22 protein-coding genes are annotated in these 20,766 nt (G+C 41.7%); 10 read left to right on the top strand and 12 right to left on the bottom strand.

Features of this window, described 5'->3' with window-relative positions:
- Positions 1–313 precede the first annotated feature (313 nt).
- The 4 genes from I8748_RS03670 to I8748_RS03655 form a co-directional block, all read right to left on the bottom strand.
- Positions 314–1,714 (bottom strand): ABC transporter substrate-binding protein, encoded by a 1,401-nt coding sequence (locus tag I8748_RS03670; RefSeq protein ID WP_198123313.1) that lies wholly within the window; start codon positions 1,712–1,714, stop codon positions 314–316.
- Between the two features lie 72 nt (positions 1,715–1,786).
- Positions 1,787–2,836, bottom strand: a complete 1,050-nt coding sequence (locus tag I8748_RS03665; RefSeq protein WP_198123312.1) for a PstS family phosphate ABC transporter substrate-binding protein — start codon at positions 2,834–2,836, stop codon at positions 1,787–1,789.
- Between the two features lie 27 nt (positions 2,837–2,863).
- Positions 2,864–4,231: a serine/threonine-protein kinase gene (locus I8748_RS03660; protein WP_198123311.1), complete on the bottom strand. Its 1,368-nt coding sequence runs from the start codon at positions 4,229–4,231 to the stop codon at positions 2,864–2,866.
- Positions 4,232–4,624: 393 nt separating this feature from the next.
- Complete coding sequence (locus tag I8748_RS03655) at positions 4,625–5,638, bottom strand: LysR family transcriptional regulator (protein ID WP_198123310.1); 1,014 nt, start codon at positions 5,636–5,638, stop codon at positions 4,625–4,627.
- Between the two features lie 207 nt (positions 5,639–5,845).
- Between I8748_RS03655 and I8748_RS03650 the strand changes: the two genes are divergently transcribed.
- The 7 genes from I8748_RS03650 to I8748_RS03625 all read left to right on the top strand — a co-directional run bounded on the left by I8748_RS03650 (position 5,846) and on the right by I8748_RS03625 (position 13,625).
- On the top strand, positions 5,846–6,568 hold the full coding sequence (locus I8748_RS03650; RefSeq protein WP_198123309.1) for an NnrU family protein: 723 nt from the start codon (positions 5,846–5,848) through the stop codon (positions 6,566–6,568).
- Positions 6,569–6,971: 403 nt separating this feature from the next.
- Entirely contained in the window at positions 6,972–7,358 is a 387-nt protein-coding gene (locus I8748_RS03645; protein WP_198123308.1) for a thioredoxin family protein, read from the top strand.
- Between the two features lie 301 nt (positions 7,359–7,659).
- Positions 7,660–9,738 (top strand): NAD(P)H-quinone oxidoreductase subunit 5, encoded by a 2,079-nt coding sequence (locus I8748_RS03640; protein WP_198123307.1) that lies wholly within the window; start codon positions 7,660–7,662, stop codon positions 9,736–9,738.
- Positions 9,739–9,857: 119 nt separating this feature from the next.
- Entirely contained in the window at positions 9,858–10,055 is a 198-nt protein-coding gene (locus I8748_RS36215; RefSeq protein ID WP_404800266.1) for a DUF4258 domain-containing protein, read from the top strand.
- A 74-nt stretch (positions 10,056–10,129) separates the two neighbouring features.
- On the top strand, positions 10,130–10,279 hold the full coding sequence (locus I8748_RS35980; protein ID WP_318781188.1) for a YgiT-type zinc finger protein: 150 nt from the start codon (positions 10,130–10,132) through the stop codon (positions 10,277–10,279).
- 692 nt (positions 10,280–10,971) lie between these two features.
- Positions 10,972–12,546: a photosynthetic/respiratory NAD(P)H-quinone oxidoreductase subunit D1 gene (ndhD1, locus tag I8748_RS03630; RefSeq protein ID WP_198123306.1), complete on the top strand. Its 1,575-nt coding sequence runs from the start codon at positions 10,972–10,974 to the stop codon at positions 12,544–12,546.
- A gap of 419 nt (positions 12,547–12,965) precedes the next feature.
- Positions 12,966–13,625 carry a hypothetical protein gene (locus tag I8748_RS03625; protein WP_198123305.1) on the top strand — a complete coding sequence of 220 codons (660 nt, stop codon included), beginning with the start codon at positions 12,966–12,968 and terminating at the stop codon, positions 13,623–13,625.
- Positions 13,626–13,668: 43 nt separating this feature from the next.
- Here the strand turns inward: I8748_RS03625 and I8748_RS03620 are convergent, their stop codons facing one another.
- The 4 genes from I8748_RS03620 to I8748_RS03605 form a co-directional block, all read right to left on the bottom strand.
- Positions 13,669–14,109 carry a DUF29 domain-containing protein gene (locus I8748_RS03620; protein ID WP_198123304.1) on the bottom strand — a complete coding sequence of 147 codons (441 nt, stop codon included), beginning with the start codon at positions 14,107–14,109 and terminating at the stop codon, positions 13,669–13,671.
- Positions 14,110–14,200: 91 nt separating this feature from the next.
- Positions 14,201–14,410, bottom strand: a complete 210-nt coding sequence (locus I8748_RS03615) for a type II toxin-antitoxin system HicA family toxin (protein WP_198123303.1) — start codon at positions 14,408–14,410, stop codon at positions 14,201–14,203.
- Positions 14,407–14,607: a type II toxin-antitoxin system HicB family antitoxin gene (locus I8748_RS03610; RefSeq protein ID WP_198123302.1), complete on the bottom strand. Its 201-nt coding sequence runs from the start codon at positions 14,605–14,607 to the stop codon at positions 14,407–14,409. The genes I8748_RS03615 and I8748_RS03610 overlap by 4 nt, the downstream gene beginning before the upstream one ends.
- Before the next feature lie 40 nt (positions 14,608–14,647).
- Entirely contained in the window at positions 14,648–15,313 is a 666-nt protein-coding gene (locus I8748_RS03605) for a hypothetical protein (protein ID WP_198123301.1), read from the bottom strand.
- A 170-nt stretch (positions 15,314–15,483) separates the two neighbouring features.
- On the opposite strand from I8748_RS03605, the gene I8748_RS03600 reads away from it, so the two are divergent.
- On the top strand, positions 15,484–15,726 hold the full coding sequence (locus tag I8748_RS03600) for a CopG family ribbon-helix-helix protein (protein WP_198123300.1): 243 nt from the start codon (positions 15,484–15,486) through the stop codon (positions 15,724–15,726).
- Positions 15,727–15,772: 46 nt separating this feature from the next.
- Here I8748_RS03600 and I8748_RS03595 read toward each other — a convergent pair whose 3' ends face one another.
- From I8748_RS03595 to I8748_RS03580, 4 genes are all read right to left on the bottom strand, one after another.
- Complete coding sequence (locus tag I8748_RS03595) at positions 15,773–16,030, bottom strand: BrnA antitoxin family protein (RefSeq protein ID WP_198123299.1); 258 nt, start codon at positions 16,028–16,030, stop codon at positions 15,773–15,775.
- On the bottom strand, positions 16,030–16,299 hold the full coding sequence (locus I8748_RS03590; RefSeq protein ID WP_198123298.1) for a BrnT family toxin: 270 nt from the start codon (positions 16,297–16,299) through the stop codon (positions 16,030–16,032). The genes I8748_RS03595 and I8748_RS03590 overlap by 1 nt, the downstream gene beginning before the upstream one ends.
- Positions 16,300–16,396: 97 nt before the next feature.
- Positions 16,397–16,675, bottom strand: a complete 279-nt coding sequence (locus I8748_RS03585) for a LapA family protein (protein WP_198123297.1) — start codon at positions 16,673–16,675, stop codon at positions 16,397–16,399.
- A gap of 73 nt (positions 16,676–16,748) precedes the next feature.
- Positions 16,749–18,188, bottom strand: coding sequence for a phosphoglucomutase/phosphomannomutase family protein (locus I8748_RS03580; RefSeq protein ID WP_198123296.1), 1,440 nt, complete (start codon positions 18,186–18,188; stop codon positions 16,749–16,751).
- 96 nt (positions 18,189–18,284) lie between these two features.
- Here I8748_RS03580 and I8748_RS03575 point away from each other — a divergent pair, with 96 nt between their 5' ends.
- Positions 18,285–19,136 (top strand): PD-(D/E)XK nuclease family protein, encoded by an 852-nt coding sequence (locus I8748_RS03575; RefSeq protein ID WP_198123295.1) that lies wholly within the window; start codon positions 18,285–18,287, stop codon positions 19,134–19,136.
- 651 nt (positions 19,137–19,787) lie between these two features.
- The coding region (locus I8748_RS03570; protein WP_198123294.1) for a class I SAM-dependent methyltransferase at positions 19,788–20,766 on the top strand (979 nt) is incomplete at its 3' end.

Genomic DNA, 20,766 nt, shown 5'->3' with positions numbered 1-20,766 from the left:
ATTGAGTCAACAATTCTAGAGCCAAAGCATATTGAAACAGCCAAAGCACTATAGTGCCAATTTTGATCAGGCTTGGGTGGTCGTGGAAAAAACTCCACCAAAAAACTGAAAGGTTGACCATCCAAGATGTTTTGAACAAAAATTTCCACCCTATCATGATTGATTAGAGGTGGAAACAATAAATAATATATTTAAGTTCAAGTCGGCTACTGTAGCAAAGTGCTGAGTGCTGAGTAGAAACCCACTACCTACAAGCCCTTAAGCAATCAACACTGTCCTAACTAACCTATGTGACTACGACTATAAGTGCTAATCATGGCACTGGTTCAAAGTCGAACCTAGTTCCAGAACGATTACCAGGAACTATTTTCACAAGTTGAACTGGGGCATTGCGATCGCCTGATGGTAAAAACCGAATTGTACCAGCAGCACCATTAGCAGAAAAATCAGATGAGGAAAGCACTTGTTGTATTCCAGAACGCGTAGGATTGCGTTCTAATGCAGTAGTCAGAGCCTTGGTAGCATCGTAGGCCAACGCGGTTCGCCAGCTGACATCACCACCCCACAACTGCTCAGACTTCTGGGGAAAATCTGATTGAGAATTGCCTTTTATATGCCAAGGAACTGCCAATATCATATTTACAGCTTGCTCGGAGCCAACTTCTAAAGTTTTGACTGTGTAAACATCATCGCCTGCTAACAGCGCTAATCGTTTCTGGTTAGCCTGAACTACTTGCAATGCTTTATCCAAAGTATCAGTGTTCGCTGCTAACATTAATACTTCTGCACCTTGCTTGGTAGCTTGTTCTATACTTTTAGCCGCACTAAAATCTGGTTTCGACAAATCAAATTCGCTTGATACTTGTCCACCCTCCAAAGAAACAGATGAAGCAAATTCAGACTTTAAAGATTGACTATAGTTGCTTTGGGAATTGAAAAATACTACTGCATTTTTCTTCTGTAAAGTTTTTACCATGTAGTTAGCTAACCTTCTAGCCGCCATGAAATCACTGGGTACAGTGCGAAAAACGTAGCGACTAAAGTTAGAAATTTTCACAGAAGTGCTAGTGGGGGAAATGGTTACAAGTTGTCCAGCATTATAGATTTCGCCTGCGGCTAAGGTAACATCGCTGGTAATAGGCCCCACAACACCTAATACTTGCTGATTTTTAACTAAGCTAGAAGCAATTTGTTTGGCGATAGCTGGATTATCATCATCGTTTGCTATTCCCACCCTCAAAGGTACTCCCTTAATTCCTCCAGAAGTATTAACTTCATTTTGAGCTTGGGCGATACCACGTAAAACTTCCAAAGCCTCATTGGGGTCTGCACCTACTGGTAAAGACGCAACAATGGTATAGTTCTTAGCAGAACCAATGCGAGCATTATTCAGGTATACTAGTGCCTCTGGATCATTACGCTTGAGGTTTAAAGAGTTGGACAAACTAGCGATCGCTTTGGTGTAATCTTGATTTGCGATCGCCTGGATACCCTGTTTTTTCTGGGAAGTGATATCACTTGGGATTAAAGTTTTTTCTCCAAAACTAATCCGTTCTTGGATTGATAAATTATTATCATTTTTCTGATTAGGAGTGATGGTATTAATCTTGCGTCCAGAATTTTGATTGATAAACCACCACGCACCACCGCCAACTATCCCAACTGTCAGCAGTAAAGCTAAGGCGAAAACAGCAGTTTCATTCTTTTGTGACATGAATTAATTTTTTATCAGGTAATTTATATCTATTATTTAAATAATCCCCTAAATTCAACCGCAGCGATCGGTTTACTTGATTCTGACAAATCCGGCTTTTTCGAGCAGTTCTTGACCTTGCAATGTTAACAACCAACTTGCATAGGTTTCACCTGCTTGCTGGTCGGTTTGAGCATTCTGTTTGATAATTACAAATAAATTGCGGGTGATTGGGTAGTCTCCACTACGAAACGCTTGAACATTCAATTGGTTACGCTGAGCCGGACACAGGGACGGAGGTATATAAGGTTCTCGGTAGGGAGCGACTAATTGCCCAGTGATGCGTCCTACTGGCAGAGGCTTAATAGTACACTGAGGTACAATCTCTGGAGCAGAAGCGTAGTAAATTCCACCAGGACTCGCAGCGAGTTTTTGTAGCGCTTCAGTTGTAGTACTGATATAAGTCACGTTAGACCCAAAGCTGGCTCCCTCCAAAACATTTTCGAGAAAGAATTCCACTGTACCTCCAGCTTCTGGGTTGCGGGAGATAGGGGTGATGGGTAAATTTGGCCCACCCACCTCTCGCCAGTTAGTAATATTGCCAGTATAAATATTTTTCAGTTGGCTAATGGTTAAACCAGAGATATTCAAGTTTAAATTGACTGCGATCGCAATTCCATCAATTGCCACTGGAATCTCTTTGAGACTAAATCCTTTTTGTTGAGCTTGTGCATTTTCTTCAGCTTTGATGGAACGAGAAGATTGAAAAAAAGCTAGTTGATTGTCTATCAACATCCGAATCCCAGTGGTAGATCCTGGTTTACCAGATGGGGGTTGAGTGTAGCGCAAAATAAATTGAGGGCAAAGGTTTTGCAGTACTGAATCTACATCTCTACGAATGGGTGCCCAGGTGGTGCTACCACCATAGTTGAATCTGCCTTTTGGGAGGTTTTCCACATTACAACCGAACTGCTGATTAGCAAAATTAATGGAATTATTTTGATTACGATTTTCCGACTGGCCTTGTCCAGTGTTGATTAATTGTGCCCACCGTTCCATCAATAACCATAAGCCACCAAAGATTAAGGCGCTAGTGACGATAACGGCTAACAAAAGGTTAAACGCTTCGTTATTTTTAGACATAGGTAGCTGTAAGTACCAAAAGTTTTTTTAAAGAATTAGAGATATTAATTTATAAATAAGACGAAATAGTGATGTAAATGCAATCGCTACTAATCCAGCAGCCACCGCTAGAATAAATATTTGCTGAATGCCAAGACTTCCTTGTAAAAAAGGGACAAAAAAAACAATAGCAAAAGTAATGCCTGGAATAATTAATAAATCAAACTTTTCAATCCACCGCTTAGTTTGGGCAAAAATCAGTAAGCCTAGAATCACAGATGCAAGACCCAAAGTAATTATTGGTGACTTGAGTAAACTCAAGAGGGCAATCGCTATTAATGCACCTTCAAACCCACTAAATGCTGCTCCACCTAACAATTCCCAGGTGGAAAAAGCACTTTGAGGTTGTATTGGTTGTGGTTTTGACTGTCGTGGTGGTTTTGTTAAGACTGTTGCTGGTATCAACTGCTGCGAGAGGGCTGCAAGCACCTCATCAGCTGACTGAAAGCGTTGATTGGCAGCGGGCAGAAGCATTTTATCTAAAATATCAGCCAAACGGGGGTTGACAGTTACTTTAGTTCGCCATTGCCATTGGTTACTATAAACATCAAATAAAGTTTTGGCTTCTTGCCCTGTAAGCAAGGTAATAATAGTTACAGCTAAAGCATATAAATCTGTTGAAGGGAAGACTTGATTGCCAGCCATCTGTTCAGGCGGCGCAAAACCCATAGAATAAATACCAGTGGAAGAACCAGCTCCGCCCGCAGGAGCATTGGTTACCTGTTTAACTGCACCAAAATCTAGTAAAAACAGTTTGCCATCCCTACGACGCATGATATTGGAGGGTTTGATATCTCTGTGGATGATACCTTTATCATGGACAAACTTAAGTACTTTCAAAATTTCTTGCAGCACTTCTAAGACTTGCTGCTCAGAAAATTTTCCCTTTTGATGTAATTCTTCCTCTAGGTTTTGCCCATCAATATATTCTTGCACCAGATAAAAAAACTGGTCTTGCTGACCTGCTTGCAAGCTAGGAACTATCACGGGAAAAAAAGCAAATAAGTTAGGGATTTGCTCGTGTTCATCACCTATTTGTGCTAAAACTTCTGCTTCTCTTTCAAACAATTGTTGCGCTAGTTGCAACTGAGTTGAGTTTAAATTTCCCGCAGGTTGAAACTGCTTAACTACACATGGCCGCATTCCGGGAATACGGCGATCGGCTGCTAAAAAGGCTGCTCCAAAGCCACCCCTTCCCAGCAACTTGCTTGTTACGTATCGACCATCTAGCAGCAGTGGCATTCCACAAGTAGTGCAGTATTTTTGCTGTGTTGTTTTCAGCGTTGTAATATCATCTAAATCCGCAAAATAATTTTGTGGACGTGGGCAGTGTGGACGAGTGCAGTAAACTTCCATTGTTTTGTCCTTGGTCAGTTGTCAGTTGTCAGTTGTCCTTTGTCATTTGTCAGTTGTGAGCCAGCGCAGTGAGGCAATCCGGTCTTGAAGTCTCACGCTACTTCCTGCAATGAGGGGGCTTAGGGCCCCCTTTGGGGATAAGGGGCAAGGTGAGAGACCCTTCTTTAGGTTCAAGGGTGACGCTACGAGGTCGCTAACGTTTTACTAACGCAATCAACACAAAGCAAAGCCACTGCGGTGGCTGCCCATGAACAACTGTTGAGGCAGCCGTTCAAAAGGTTTTTCCCATGACGAACTGCCGAACCCAAAGGGTAATTGTCAGTTGTTTTTTTTAATGACCACTAACTACTGACTAATGACTACTAACTCTTGACTCTTAACTCCTGACCAATCTTAAGCGTCGTCAGAAGAGTTTGGGGTTGCTCCATCCAAGGTATTCACTATTAGCTTTTTTTGCGATAATTTTAACACGTCGTGATTCCATTCCGGGTTAGAAAACTGGGGCAAAATTTCTTGACTAAATGCTTCTGCTGCTTTGGATCTGTAGCGATGAGGATTAAAAATCAACCACAGTGTGCGCTTGACGACAACGCCTTCAATAGGGGTGCAGTGCAATACACCCATTTGTAATTCTTTAACGATCGCACTAGTTGAGACAAAGGCAGCCCCTAAACCAGATTGCACGGCATTTTTGATTGCTTCTATGGAATTGAGTTCCATTTCAAATTTAAAGCGCCTGGTGTCAATGTCACAACGTGCTAGCACTTGGTCAATTACTTTACGGATAGTCGATTGGGAATCTAGGGCAATAAATTGTAGCTTATATAGGTCTTCTTTTTGGATTGTTTCAAGTTTGGCAAGGGGATGAAAAACTGGTAAAATCAACGCCAATTCATCTTCCGCATAAGGAAGAATTTCTAAAGATTCCGTCAGTTCACCTGGAATTTCACCACCGATAATTGCCAGATCAACTTGTCCATTGGCTACGCTCCAAGCCGTGCGTCGAGTGGAGTGGACGTGCAATTGCACTGCTACATCTGGATATTTTTGCCGAAACAAGCCGATCATTTTGGGCAAAAGATAAGTACCAGTAGTTTGAGAAGCACCGACAATCAAAGTACCTCCTTGGAGATTTTGTAAATCCTCGATGGCGCGGCAGGTTTCCTGACACAAACTGAGGATTTTTTCACCGTAGCTTAAGAGTAGATGCCCTGCTTCGGTTAATTGGGCGCGGCGTCCTCCACGGTCAAATAAGGGGACATCCAGCTGCCGTTCGAGATTTTGAACTTGCAAGCTCACGGCAGGTTGGGAGACGTAAAGGCTATCAGCGGCGCGCTTGAAGCTCCCTTCTACGGCGATCGCTTTCAGAATACGTAACTGATCTAAAGTGAAAGGAAGGTCAGACATAAGGCTCAACCCACAAACTTTGAAAGGAGCAGCTTTGGCAACAAATCATGTTTCACAGCTTCCCAGCTGGGCACGATTTGTTGCATTTTAAACTTGGAGGCTTTACTCGAAAAAGACAGTACCATAACAGCTTGACTAAAGTCTCCTGTTGAATACTTTGTGGTATTGGTTGTACTGAATTAACTTTTCTTCAAATTACTTCATCTAATGTATACGATGCTTAATCCTTGGTTGACTCCCAGTCATTTTGTCATGTTAGGGTTACAATTAGCTTTCGCGCTGGCTCACAGTGGGGGAGCTGCCCTCCGTCCTTGGGCAGAAAAGTACATAGGGCCAAGGCTTTATCGCATTGTTTTTGCATTAGTCAGTTTACCGTTGGCTGTAATACTGATTGTTTACTTTTTTAATCATCGTTATGATGGTTTGCAACTTTGGCAGGTGCAAGATGTACCTGGGGTGGAAGCCCTGGTTTGGGTTTTGTCAGCGATTTCATTTTTGTTTTTGTATCCTGCCACCTTCAATCTACTAGAAATTGCTGCTATTCAAAAGCCCCAAGTGCATCTGTATGAAACAGGAATAATTCGCATTACCCGCCATCCCCAGATGGTAGGACAAATAATTTGGTGTGTTGCTCATACTCTTTGGTTGGGTACTAGCTTTACCCTTGTCACCTCCATTGGCTTGGTGTTACACCACTTGTTTGGGGTTTGGCATGGCGATCGCCGCTTGAGCTACCGTTATGGAGAAGCTTTTGAAATTGTCAAACAGCGCACTTCAATAATTCCCTTTCGAGCAATTATTGACGGTCGTCAATCTATCAAATGGCAGGAATTCATCCGACCTGCTTACTTGGGAGTCGCTATTTTTGTAGCTTTGCTTTGGTGGTCGCATCCCCTGTTGCTTATGGCAACTAGTAGGATAAGATGGTAATTTGGCGCGATCCCCACTATCATCAGAAAATACTAACCATCTAAAATTTTGACTTATCAATTGCTACCGAATCAATGTAGGATGAATTGAAACAGCTGTTAGTGGGGGTGCGCTCAGTCAGTTGATTATTTTATAGTGGTATGGCGCTGAACAATTGCCTTTGCAAGAGAGTAAGTAGCACAGCAGTCTAAATTCCCTCAAAAGCAATGGGGCAGACAGGAGTTCAAAAAATCATCAAGCTACTGTGAAAGTCGCACTGGCTTTTTAGTCAGAACCAAAATCAATTTTGCAATAGTTGCGTAATCGTCTTTGCCCGAAGAGGTACTATAGGCATTGCCTGGCTTGCTGATTTCTCTTACTGATAGCTAGTTTGATATTAAAACCCTATAATTTTAGAGGCGTCATGGTGTTGTCGGTTAGTGAGCGGACATTTACACAAGAAGTTTTAGAATCTCCAGTTCCTGTTTTAGTAAATTTTGAAGCACCTTGGTGTGGTTTATGCCGCATAATCCACCCTCTGTTATTGCAATTTAAAGCTCAATGTGGTGAGCAAATTAAATTAGTCGGGGTTAACGCTGATGAAAATTTCAAACTTTCTACCACTTATAAGTTAAAGTCGCTGCCGACTTTGATCTTGGTGGAAAATGGAATTGTCCGGCATCGCTTAGAAGGTTTTCGAGGTAGAGATGACTTACGTCTAGCTTTAGAAGAAATTAAACTTACTTATGGTAATCGTTCTAAAATATACTCTACACCAAAGACAGCAGACTTAGAATGCCGCTCAGCGTGATTGGGAATTGGGAATTAAAAGTTAAAAATTAAAAATTAAAAATTTAGGGATTGGAAACTAGAGATGAAAAAAATTTTCTTAGTCCTAGTCCCAAGTAACCATTCCCTATTCCCTATTCCCTAATCCCCAAATCTAAAACCATGCTTAATTACCCCACTCAAGTACGATTGAGTGGGGTATTTTATCCTAAAGGGTGTGTGTCACAATTATTAACAGTTCCGACCTGGACAGTTGCCGACGGCGGAAAACGTCTTTAGCATTGTCCTAACTTAGTCAAGTATTCTAAAAGTACGCGTCAGTGATGGAAGTAATCTATGAATACGCCTGGCTGATTCCGGTGTTGCCCCTTTTAGGGGCAATGCTGGTCGGTCTAGGATTAATCTCGTTAAATCAGGTGACAAACCGCCTGCGGCAGCTGAACGCTGTGGTTATTATCTCCTTGATGGGAGCAGCGATGGGGCTGTCGTTTGCCTTGCTGTGGAGTCAAATTCAAGGGCACGCGCCTTATATCCGCACCCTAGAATGGGCAGCAGCAGGAAATTTTCACCTGAGTATGGGCTACACCATTGACCATCTGACAGCCCTAATGCTGGTGATTGTGACAACTGTAGCTTTCCTAGTCATGGTTTATACCGATGGCTACATGGCGCACGATCCAGGATACGTGAGGTTTTACGCCTATCTCAGCTTATTTGGATCTTCAATGTTGGGTCTGGTGGTCAGCCCCAACCTAGTACAGATTTATATATTCTGGGAACTGGTGGGGATGTGTTCCTACTTGCTGGTCGGCTTTTGGTACGATCGCAAGTCAGCAGCCGATGCAGCCCAAAAAGCATTTGTCACCAACCGTGTGGGCGACTTTGGTCTGTTGCTGGGCATTCTGGGGCTTTATTGGGCAACAGGAAGCTTTGATTTTGGAGTGATGGGCGATCGCCTCGCTCAACTCGTAGAATCGGGTACAGTGAGCAATTTTCTCGCTGTTCTGTTTGCGATTTTAGTTTTCTTAGGCCCAGTTGCCAAATCAGCCCAATTCCCTCTACACGTCTGGCTACCTGACGCGATGGAAGGCCCCACCCCCATTTCTGCCTTAATTCACGCAGCAACAATGGTGGCGGCTGGTGTTTTCCTGATTGCCCGCATGTACCCCGTTTTTGAACATGTCCCAGCCGCAATGAATGTCATTGCCTTTACTGGGGCATTTACGGCGTTTTTGGGCGCAAGCATTGCCATTACCCAAAACGACATCAAAAAAGGCTTAGCTTACTCCACCATCTCCCAGTTGGGTTACATGGTGATGGCCATGGGAATCGGTTCCTACAGTGCTGGACTATTCCACCTGATGACCCACGCCTATTTCAAGGCGATGCTATTCTTGGGTTCTGGTTCGGTAATTCACGGTATGGAAGGCGTTGTCGGTCACGACCCCGCCTTGGCGCAGGATATGCGGTTAATGGGCAAACTACGGAAGTACATGCCCATCACAGCAATTACCTTTTTGATTGGTTGCTTAGCAATTTCTGGTATCCCACCTTTTGCTGGTTTCTGGTCAAAAGATGAAATTCTCGGCAAGGCTTTTGAGGCTAACCCACTGCTGTGGTTAATTGGCTGGGTGACAGCCGGAATTACTGCTTTCTACATGTTCAGAATGTATTTTATGACATTTGAAGGCAAATTCCGGGGTACTGACGAGAAAATCAAGGACAAACTCAAGAAAGCAGCCACAATTGTTCTGGAGTTAGAGTCAGAAGAACCGACACCAGCTTTTGGGCCTGGGGCAATGAAACACGGTGAATTGGCGGCCACTGGTGGTCACCATGATGACCACGGTCATCACAGCGATACTCCCCACGAATCACCGTGGACAATGACCCTACCGTTGGCAGTTTTAGCAGTGCCTTCGATTTTCATTGGTTTGGTAGGCACACCCTACATCAATTACTTCGAGGAGTTCATTTATCCTCCCACCGAAGTAGTAGAAAAAGTCGCCGAGTTTAACCCGACAGAATTTTATGTGATGGCGGGTGCTTCAGTTGGTATTTCCTTGATTGGGATTACATTGGCTTCGCTGATGTACTTGTGGGGCAAGATTGACCCGGCTGCGATCGCTGCTAAAATCAAACCACTCTACGAACTATCCCTCAACAAGTGGTACTTTGATGACATTTACCATCGCGTCTTTGTCCTTGGCTTACGTCGCGTAGCTAGACAAGTCATGGAAGTTGACTTCCGTGTTGTCGATGGTGCAGTTAACCTCACAGGCTTTTTCACCCTCGTCAGTGGTGAAGGTCTGAAATACCTCGAAAACGGTCGCGCTCAATTCTATGCCTTAATTATATTTGGGGCTGTATTGGGTTTAGTGATTGTTTTTGGTGTTACCTGATTTAAATAGGGGTGGGCGAATGTCCGCCCCTACATTATTTTTTACCTCACACAGTGGCGCAGAGAGTAATTGAGAGTTGCGCCTGAAAAGATAACAATATTTTTTAATACAAGCTACATATACCTAATAAAAAGATAGAAGAAAATCCTAATGATCCACCCTACCCCAGTTATCCAAAATTATATTTTATAGAAGGTAAACCAATTCATGTTGTATTTTTCTACGATGAAGCTACAGATACAGGATATGTAGTCACAGCTTATATTCCTGATGCTAATATTTGGTTAGATGGTTTTAAAACTAGGAGAAAAAAATGATGAAATGTGTAATTTGTAAGCATGGAGAAACTAAACCAGGTTTAGTAACTGTGACATGAGAAAGAGATGAATGTATTATTGTCTTAAAAAAAGTTCCAGCAGAAATTTGTGAGAATTGCGGTGAATATTATTTAAGTGAAGCAGTTACCGAACAGGTTTTAGAAAAAGCAGAGTTAGCTATTAATAATGGAGCAGAATTAGAAATTATTAGATATGCAGCTTAATTTTCTTATTCGCGTCTCTGTCACCATTCATGAAGCTGATGATACAGACATTGTTTAGTCAGAGTTTTGAGACGGCGTTTCAAGGAGAGTGTAAATCGAACTTCTGCTATAATCTAGGCTTTGATATTATCCCAAAGTTCTGAGACTGGGAAATTTTCTCCATCTGCTGCTTGTCGCACAGATTCTTGCAGATCGGCTAATATTTGTGCTTTAGGTTCTTGTTCATCAATCCAAGCTAAACCACTAGCGTTATCGGAATTTATAGAATTGATAAGCTGTCGCCAAAGTTCAACAGGGACGAGTACATCTGTTGTTTCTCCGCCTGCGTTGGTTACATAACGAATCTAATTTTCAATTTCTGCGATTATCATAGGGTTGTTTCTCCTGTGATGCTTTTGAGGACAACCACCAAACAGCATCGTGTATTTTTAGCGATCTCTGGGTTGGGTTACGCGATCGCATCCCTAAAACTCTAGTTTAGCGGCTTCTATTGGGTAAATTTCTGATTTTACTGGGAGTATCCTAACCCACATTCCGCATCTCCAAGTGTCAAAATAGACTCCCATAAGAAAAATCGGGGATTGTCGATTTAATTAAATCAACCTAACGAGGAAGACCAAATCCCCAAAAAGCTGCTAGTTAATAACTAGTGACTTTTTGCCAAACATGATTCTGATTGCAGACGAATTGCGATGAATACAGCTAATTTCCCGTGGCTGACGACGATTATCTTGTTCCCGATAGCCGCGTCACTACTGATTCCTATCATCCCAGATAAAGATGGCAAAACAGTGCGCTGGTATGCCTTAGTTGTGGGATTGATAGATTTTGCACTGATTGTTTACGCTTTTTATACTGGGTACGATTTCTCCAATCCCGATTTGCAACTGGTAGAGAGTTACCCTTGGATACCGCAACTTGATTTGAAATGGTCGGTAGGGGCAGATGGCTTGTCAATGCCCTTAATTATTTTGACAGGTTTCATCACTACCCTAGCGACCCTAGCAGCTTGGCCTGTGACACTCAAGCCCAGGCTATTTTACTTTTTGCTGTTGGCGATGTACGGCGGTCAGATAGCCGTGTTCGCCGTTCAGGATATGCTGCTGTTTTTCCTAGTGTGGGAATTGGAATTAATTCCGGTTTACCTGCTGCTAGCGATTTGGGGCGGTAAAAAGCGGCAATACGCAGCAACCAAATTTATTTTGTACACAGCTGGCGGTTCGCTGTTTATTTTGGTCGGCGCTTTGACAATGGCCTTTTATGGCGATACAGTAACATTTGACATGCGATCGCTCGGTCTCAAAGACTACGCCCTGAATTTTCAGCTGTTACTTTATGCTGGTTTCTTGATTGCCTACGCTGTCAAGTTGCCCATCATTCCCTTGCATACTTGGCTACCAGATGCCCACGGTGAAGCTACAGCCCCAGTACACATGTTACTGGCAGGTATTCTGCTAAAAATGGGTGGTTATGCCTTGATTCGGATGAATGCTCAAATGCTACCCGATGCCCACGCTTATTTTGCGCCAGTGTTGGTAATCTTGGGGGTAGTTAATATTATCTACGCAGCCCTGACATCCTTTGCCCAGCGCAACCTCAAGCGGAAAATTGCCTACTCTTCAATTTCTCACATGGGCTTTGTCACCATTGGTATTGCCTCATTCACCGATTTAGGATTGAGTGGCGCAGTTTTACAAATGGTTTCCCACGGGTTAATTGGGGCGAGTTTGTTCTTCCTCGTCGGCGCGACTTATGACCGGACACACACCCTGATGTTGGATGAAATGGGCGGTGTCGGTAAGAGAATGCGGAAGATTTTCGCCATGTTCACCGCTTGTTCAATGGCTTCTTTAGCATTGCCAGGTATGAGTGGTTTCGTAGCAGAATTAATGGTGTTTGTCGGCTTTGCTACCAGCGATGCTTATAGCCCTACATTCAAAGTTATCGTCGTCTTTTTGATGGCAGTGGGAGTAATTTTAACTCCGATTTATCTGCTATCAATGTTGCGAGAAATTTTCTACGGACAAGAAAACGAAGAATTGGTTTCTCACCAAGCACTGATAGATGCTGAACCCCGCGAAGTCTTTATCATTGCTTGCTTACTAGTACCAATTATTGGTATTGGTTTCTATCCCAAATTGCTAACTCAAATGTACGACTCTACAACTGTACAATTGACAGCAAGGTTACGCGACTCCGTACCGACATTGGCACAGCATAAAGAAACACCAGAAGTTTCTTTAAATGCGCCAGCAATTGGTAAATAGATAGCAATCACGAGTTTTAATTCACATTACTTTGAGGGTGGGTTTCATACCTACCCTTTTTTTAATAAAAATTTCTCTTAATCTCTCCTCTCTGCGCGACGGACACTTTGCTCAAGTCGGGAAACCCGCCCACGCAAGTGTCCTCCTCTGCGTCTCTGCGTGAGATAATTATCCAAATCTATTTCACAAGTGTCTATACTGAATTAGGTGTATGGTATTTGACAATATTTTTGTAAAATCAAATTCCTCTACCACTCACTTTGATTCTACCCAAAAAATCAGTATTTCCTTGGATATTGCAATTGTTGATGCTTGCATGTTAATTAGCTTGCTGGATAGGGAACTATATCTATAAAGTAATTAATTGCTTGCAAAAGCTGTTCGTCAAAAAATCATTCACAAAAATATTTACAGCAGATATGGAAGTGAAATTAGGATTCGGAGCCATCCCCAAACCTCAATATGTTTTCGTGAGTAAAGAATCAGACCACTGCTGGTATATGTTATCTGACGATAAAAAACAAATTCCAATTTATGATAGAGCTTTAACTGGGGTAATAACAGGGATAGAAGTTAATAAAAAAGTAGAAACTTCACATGGAGAAGCAGAAAAAACTGACTTGCATATCTTGGCAGACAAACCTTATGTTATCCGCTCAGGTAGTGAGTCTTACTTTTCTAAAAGTCTGTTGCTTTCACTTGATGCTTTGACTGCTGAACAATTGTGCCATCCACTCACTATAGCTGTCAGTCCAGGTGATAAAACAATTATATTTTGTACAATTTATAATCCAGTCACCTATCGCTCTATAGGTGTTAGTTGGGACGGACATAAGGAAATTGATTGGCAAGTTTTAGGTCAAAAAGTCAGCCGAAAAATTAACAATACAAAAACGGCTGAACCTCGTGAAGTTTTCATAGCTCAAACTGACACATATTTATCACAATTAAATTGGAGTCCAGACCAGGGTAGGGAATATTTACAGCAAAGGTACGGTAAGAAATCGCGTTTGCAACTTACTGATACAGAACTTCTGGACTTTATTGATTATTTAAAATTACAACTTACCCAAAGCTAGTTTTTATTAGTGTATCGTTAGAGCGATCGCTTCCATCCAAAACTCACTCGCTAGCTGATGGTAGCCAGTCTTCATCCAAAACTAACTCTAAAGAATAGGCACAATCTTCTGGAAACACAGAAATTTCTAGCTGTGTTTGTTTGGCGGCTTGATGACGCGCTCTTTGATAGCTTTCCTCAAGTTGTTCTATGGGATAATTCTTGAGACTGGGACTATCTTTAATTGTTAAATCAATTTGGGTACGAGCGTCAGTGATAGAATCTAGCCAGCTATCTGAACGACGCTGAGGTTGATATTGCCACTTGAGCAGATGCAACAGCAGGCGAGTTAATTGACTAACAATTGCTCGCCTTTCACTTTTACCCAAGTCTTGAACCTCTTCAATCAAATTTTCTACATCGATTTCTAGCCAGCGATGTTCCCGTAATAGTTCGGCTGTATGTTCAATCCACAAATTAAAATCTGTTTTATAACTTGCGCTCATGACGGTTGAAATAGTAAAATCCTTGCTCAGTTGCCTGCTATGAAGGTTTTCGTTTGTGAGAAATGCGATCGCATTTACCAAACATTGCTCGTTAGTCTAAATCTTCTTCGGTAAGTCCAGCATCTTTGATAATGCTTTTCAAAGTCCCAATCGGTAAATCCCGATTACTATGAACTGGAATTGAAAGGATTGCATCAACACCTTTTTTAGCGTAAATGTGATGACTGCCAGTAATTCGTTTTAAATTCCAACCTTGCCGTTCTAAAATTTTACACAATGCTTTACCCGAAACTGCTTTCATAGGGATAGCTCAACAACCTGTTTGTCAGGTTCGAGTTCTTCTCGTTCGCTAGCAACTTCCAACCAACCCTGAATTGCATCTTGTAACATCTCTAACAGATGTTCGTAGCTTTCTCCCCAAGTGTGACATCCTGGTAAAGCAGGTACAGAACCACACCATACACCGTCTTCTTGCCAGATAACAGCTTTAATTTTCATTACCAATCATCTCCACAAGACTGTGCCTCATATTTTAGCGCTAAGGTGATATATTTTTGTCGTTAACCTTTGTACAGGCAGTTTCCTTTATCTTTTCAAAAAGTTGTTCAATACGAGTATCTAACGTCAGATAATCCTCTGTTGGCCATTTATCATTTAGTAAACAAAATAGCCGTTCACCAACTCTTGAATTATTATCAAAACCACCCCAATTACAACTAGTCATCACTACAAGGAATATCTCTGCTTTGGGGAAGTCTTCTTTTAATTTATTTTCCCTATATTGAAAATGCTCATACCAATTGTGGCGATGCCAACCAAGTTGTGTTTTGCATTCAATAATTGCAAGTAATTCATGACCACGCCAGATACTAATATCAGGACGCATAGCATTACGTTTTCTTTCAATAGGACGTTCTGCCGCGATTTCTAAACCAAGATTTTCTAGGTCATTATACAACTTTAGAAAGAAGAGTATTGTTTCTACAAAGAAGTCTGATCCAGCTTGAGCTACCTGCTTGCCAAGAAACTTCTTAACTGCTGATTGAGAACAATAAAAAGCACGCAGACGGTTTGCGATCGCTTGGGAATAATCAAACTCATTAGAGAATGTACTAGTCCGTTTTATTTGTTCGTATGAACGCTGCAATGCAGACGCTAAATTATTCAATGTATGAACATATTCGTCTTCAAACTTCAAAGACATAGTTTAGATATGTAAATTATTTAACTGGTATTACTATAATGAAGTATCTTATTGCATAAGCGGATGGGTAATTTCGCGGAATCAGTTAAAAATTTTAATTATCATGTCTTTGTTGCAATGCAAAATAGTGCAGTGTAATATCATGTAAGACGTTCTAATTTGAAAGGACGATGAGCAAAGAAAACATTACCTTTCGGATAGATAGCGATAAAAAAGCTGCACTTGAAGCGATCGCAGCAGGAATAAACCGCGATCGCAGTTACGTTTTGAATGAGGCAATAGACGCTTATTTAGAGATGCACCAGTGGCAAATAGAGGAAATTCAAAAAGGGATTGCTGAAGCGAATGCTTTTGATTTTGCAAGTGATGCGGAAGTAAAGTCCACTTTTGTAAAACTCATCAATGCAGCTTAATTACTGCCTCGTATCCTTTATAATTTGGAATAAGTTTATAGCTAGATCATTTTCCAATACGCTCAAGTTCTTCTCTTAATACTCGCCGTAATATTTCTTCTAACGGTTCACGACGCTGCTGAATATATTCACGTAAGGCATCGTTAATTAAAGTTTGGTAATTTCCCCCACCTGCTGCGTGAACTTGGTCACGAAACCATGCTAATACTTCATCATCTAGGCGAATTGTAATTCGAGTTTTGCCTGTTGGTGTCGGTTCAATCGCTCCCCGCTTGCCCTCGCTAAAATCATACTCAGCTTCCATTATCTATCCCTCCTGTATTGGTTTTGTTCATAGCGCGTAGCTGTACGGGCAGAAATCAATCGAATCTCATCATTGCGCCATGTATACACAACCACTAGGACTCGACCGAAAGCATCCATCCCGATGGTTATAAATCTTTCTTCATCAAAACGTTCATCTGTGATGGTAATTGCTAAATCGTCAGAAAATACGCTTACTGCATCAGCAAAGTCAACACCATGCTTGTGAAGATTAGCTGTTGCCTTTTCGTTATCCCACTGATATGCCATCTAAATCTATTAGATGTACATTTGTGCATACTAGCAGGTTGCGAGTACTCAATTGGTGTAAGGCTATAACAGTGTACTTTTATATATTTTTGAACTGTCAAAAATCTTCGTCATCAACAAAAAACTCCGCATCGTCTTCATATCTAGAATTACGCTGCGAAGAATCACCAAGACCCCACAGGGGTTGTAATATTCCCACGCTAATAAACCCAATAGCAGCACAAAAAGCCAGCACTAAACCTGCTGGTATTTTAACCGATTCAAATGTTAAGAATTTTAACGATACTGGCGTGGCATTTTGAACTGAAATAATCGCGATCGCCACTACCCAAATAGCCACAACTAGGGATGTGAAAAAAGGAGCTAAGGTTCTCATATCTTCATAAAAGTTAGTAATTATGAGTTAAGAATTATAAATTTACAATTCTTAACTCATAACTCCCAATTGATTAAACTGCCACAGCCTCTAGCTTAGCAATGGAACTTTCCATCTCTTGAGCAACTTGGGTAAGTTTTTCCGGAGAGTTGGTTTCCAGATAGACGCGTACCAAGGGTTCTGTACCGGAAGGACGCAACAACACCCAGCTACCCTCTTCTAAATACAGCTTAATGCCGTCTTTACGCCCGACTTCTTTGACTTTAATCCCTGCTACCTCTGTGGGTGGATTTTTGGTATAGGAGTCGATGACAGCAGTTTTGTGAGATTCAGTCAGGTGTAAGTCCAGACGCTTGTTGTAAAGCGGCCCATCAGCTTCAGCGATCGCTTCATTGACAAGTTGACTTAGGGGTTTACCTTCGTAAGCGATCGCTTCTGCCACGAGCATGTCAGCTAAAACACCATCTTTTTCGGGAATATGTCCAATTACACTTAAACCGCCTGATTCTTCTCCACCAATCAGCACGGTAGTTTCGCGCATTTTTTCCCCGATATATTTAAAGCCCACTGCTGTCTCATAAATTGGCAGACCGTACTTAGCCGCCAAATTATCCAGTAAGTGGGTTGTAGCCACCGTCCGGACAATTGCGCCACTTTTGCCTTTATTTTTTATTAAATGTCGTGCTAGTACTAATAACACGGTGTTTGGAGTGAGGACATTGCCTTGTTCATCAACAATGCCAAAGCGATCGCTGTCTCCATCTGTTGCCAAACCTAAATCTGCTTGATCGCGGCGGACTGCTTCTACTAACCCTACAAGTTGTTCGCCTTTGGGTTCTGGCATCCCTCCACCAAATAACACATCCCGCCAAGTGTGGAAACTTTCTAATTGAGTACCACTATGTTGCAAAACTTCATCTAAATATCCACGGGAGGTGGAATATAGCGCATCATACTTAACTTTGAGTTGAGCGCTTCTAATCCGTTCCACATCTAGCAAAGTATAGATAAATTGTAGATAGTCAGGTTTGGGATCGAAAGTAGAAATTGCACCTGAAGGGTTGCTACTGGGCAGCTCATCCGATGCACTTTCAATATTTGCCACAATAGTATCAGTAATCTCTGGAGTGGCAGGGCCAGCATAATCAGGGATATATTTAATCCCACAGTAAGGTGCTGGATTATGGCTAGCAGTAAACATCAATGCCCCAGCGGAATTTAAGTGACGGGCGTTGTAGGCAATTACTGGTGTGGGGCAATCACGATCAGTAATTTTGACCGTCCAACCCAAGTCAGCCAAGACTTGAGCTGCTGTACGGGCAAACTGGTCAGCTAAAAAGCGAGTATCGTAGGCAATAAGAACAGGTCTGTCCTTAGAGTAGGCTGTTTCGAGGTAACTTGCGATCGCTCTTGTTACTTTCCTCACATTGGGGAAAGTAAAATCATCAGCAATAATCCCTCTCCATCCGTCAGTACCAAACTTTATCTTACTGGAATTGCTACTTGCGCTCATTTTTGCCACTTTCTCCAAATACTAATAGGAAGCTTCCCGCAAAGCGTGCGTAGCCGCAAGTATCCCTACCGTGTTTTTTCTCACTGCTGTTGAGCAATGTTAACCCCTGATCGACCTTTTGCCAGTTATCACCTTTGGTCTTTAATTGCCCCAGCTTTAGGGCAAGAACGCTGGCATTGCCAGATGAGACGGGGGTTTATCAAAGCGCGTCAACATGAACCACAAGTCAAAGCACTACTAGCCAAGGCCACTGCACCCCAGCGGATTGGGATACTTGCCCAAAAAGGGGTTTATGAGTTTCATCATAATAGACATTTGTTACACAGAGCAGACGGCGTAGAAAAAGTCGCCCAGCTACTGAAATTAAGTCACTCCACTGACCAAGTGCAACAGCGCGTGCTGCAAATTTTGAAAAGATATCATGCGACGCCGTTGTTGTTGGGTAAACAAATCATTCAACTAACCCCTGGTGATGAAGGCTTTCCCAAACCGATTTTAATTGACCATGAAGATTATCACTTCCGCTTGTATGCGGCGATGGACTGTGTTTTTATTGAGAGCGATCGCACTTTACACATACTAGATTTTAAAACCGGTAAATCTGCTTTTGACCGACGACAGGCATTAGTATATTTGCTAGCTGCCCGTTATTTGTACCCAGGACGTGAAGCTGTCGCCTCATTTTATAACCTAGAACTGAGTAAAAAATCAGATTTAATTAGCATCAACAATAACGAATTAGAATCTTTAAAAATTGAGTTGGCGAATGTTGCTCACAAGCATCAGCACGATTTGCAACAATATCAGGAAAAAAGTAGTAATTTCAGCGAAATTTTTCCGGCAAATCCTGGAACTCACTGCCGTTTTTGCCCATTTCAATCTATCTGTGAATTTTCCCATCATTCATCTCAATCACACCCTATGCCTAGCTTAAGAACTAATGCTTAGTATTTGGTCTGGCTACGAGTGACTATGAATTGGGCAAGCCTAATTTATTACTTGCTTGAATAACCAGAAGTTGCTACTACGCAGGGAAAACCTGCCTTGGGTTTGGATGGAACTCTTGATTTTGATTGAGTCTACGTAGGCAAGAAATTATTAGCGTACTAATAGCGGCTTGCGTATAAGCTTCAAGACAAGTTAAAGCGAATTTAAATTGCATAATCAGTTTTCAAAGTCGTTGACCCATGACTGATGACTGATAACTGATGGCAGCATCAGGCAACACAATTAGATATGCAAATTTGGAACAGCTTATCTTCTAATACCAATTCTCTAAAATCCAGCAACACATTCAAACCCCAAAACCCAGACCATATCTGAGTAGAGACGATTCGCCGAATCGTCTCTACAATTACGAATTGGTATAATACCCGATGCTTCTTTTCGTCGGTTATTGCTGAAGTATTGCTATCATCGGCTTTCCTCAGTTGAAGAAACTGGTGTCCACTAACAGCTATCGGTTAACTCGGAAAGTTTAGGCAATTTATGATACTACCTAGAAATATTATTTAGTTAAAAGTATTTATAGACACTTTTATAATTTATTACTAAAATATTAAAAACTTAACTAAAAATAATAAATTTGAATATTTTCTTATGTCTGACACTTTGACTAAGCTGACCTACCAAACCTTTCAGCAGGGCAAAAGTTTTTTTAGTTTCACTCACCAAGCCTTAACTACAAAGTTAAGGGATCTATTGGTTCCAAGGCTTAGACAGAGAATTAAACCTGTTTCCCAAGAGTTATTGCTCAAACTCAAAGTACAAGAAAGACTCAATCATCTACTGGAAATAGACTGGCAGGATACAGAAAAAGGTGTGTATCCAAAAGAATTACTATTTGATAACCCTTGGGAAGACTTTTTCCGTTTTTATCCACAGGTATGGCTCGATATACCTCAAATATGGGAGCGAATTCAACTCAATAAATATCAAAATTTTTCGTCGGAAATAGAGACTGATGGTTATCCAAGCTACTACTTACAGAACTTTCATCATCAGTCCAATGGCTATTTGAGCGATTTGTCTGCTAATTTATATGACTTACAAGTAGAGTTGCTCTTTGGTGGCTCAGCTGATGCAATGCGACGGCGTGTTCTTTCTCCACTGAAACGAGGATTAAAAACTTTTGAGTTTGTTATTCCACGACAGATTCGTATTTTAGATGTAGCTTGTGGAACTGGGCGTACTCTCAGGATGATTCGTGCAGCCCTACCCCAGGCATCATTATACGGTACTGATTTATCGCCAGCTTATTTACGTAAGGCAAATGAGCTACTATCTCAAATTCCTGGAGAATTGCCACAACTTTTACAAGCTAACGCTGAGGAGTTGCCTTATTTAGACAATTATTTTCATGCTGTAACTTCTGTTTTCCTGTTCCATGAGTTACCAGCAAATGTGCGTCCAACAGTTATTGAACAATGCTTCAGGGTGATAAAACCAGGTGGAGTTCTAATTATTTGTGACTCACTTCAGCTAAATGATTGTCCTGAAATGGCTCCGATATTCCATAATTTCCAGGCAATTTACCATGAACCTTACTACAGGCATTACACAACTGATAATTTGGTAG

It is taken from the genome of Amazonocrinis nigriterrae CENA67 (assembly GCF_016056305.1).
Taxonomy (GTDB): Bacteria; Cyanobacteriota; Cyanobacteriia; order Cyanobacteriales; family Nostocaceae; genus Amazonocrinis; species Amazonocrinis nigriterrae.
This window is presented reverse-complemented; position numbering and strand designations above follow the sequence as displayed.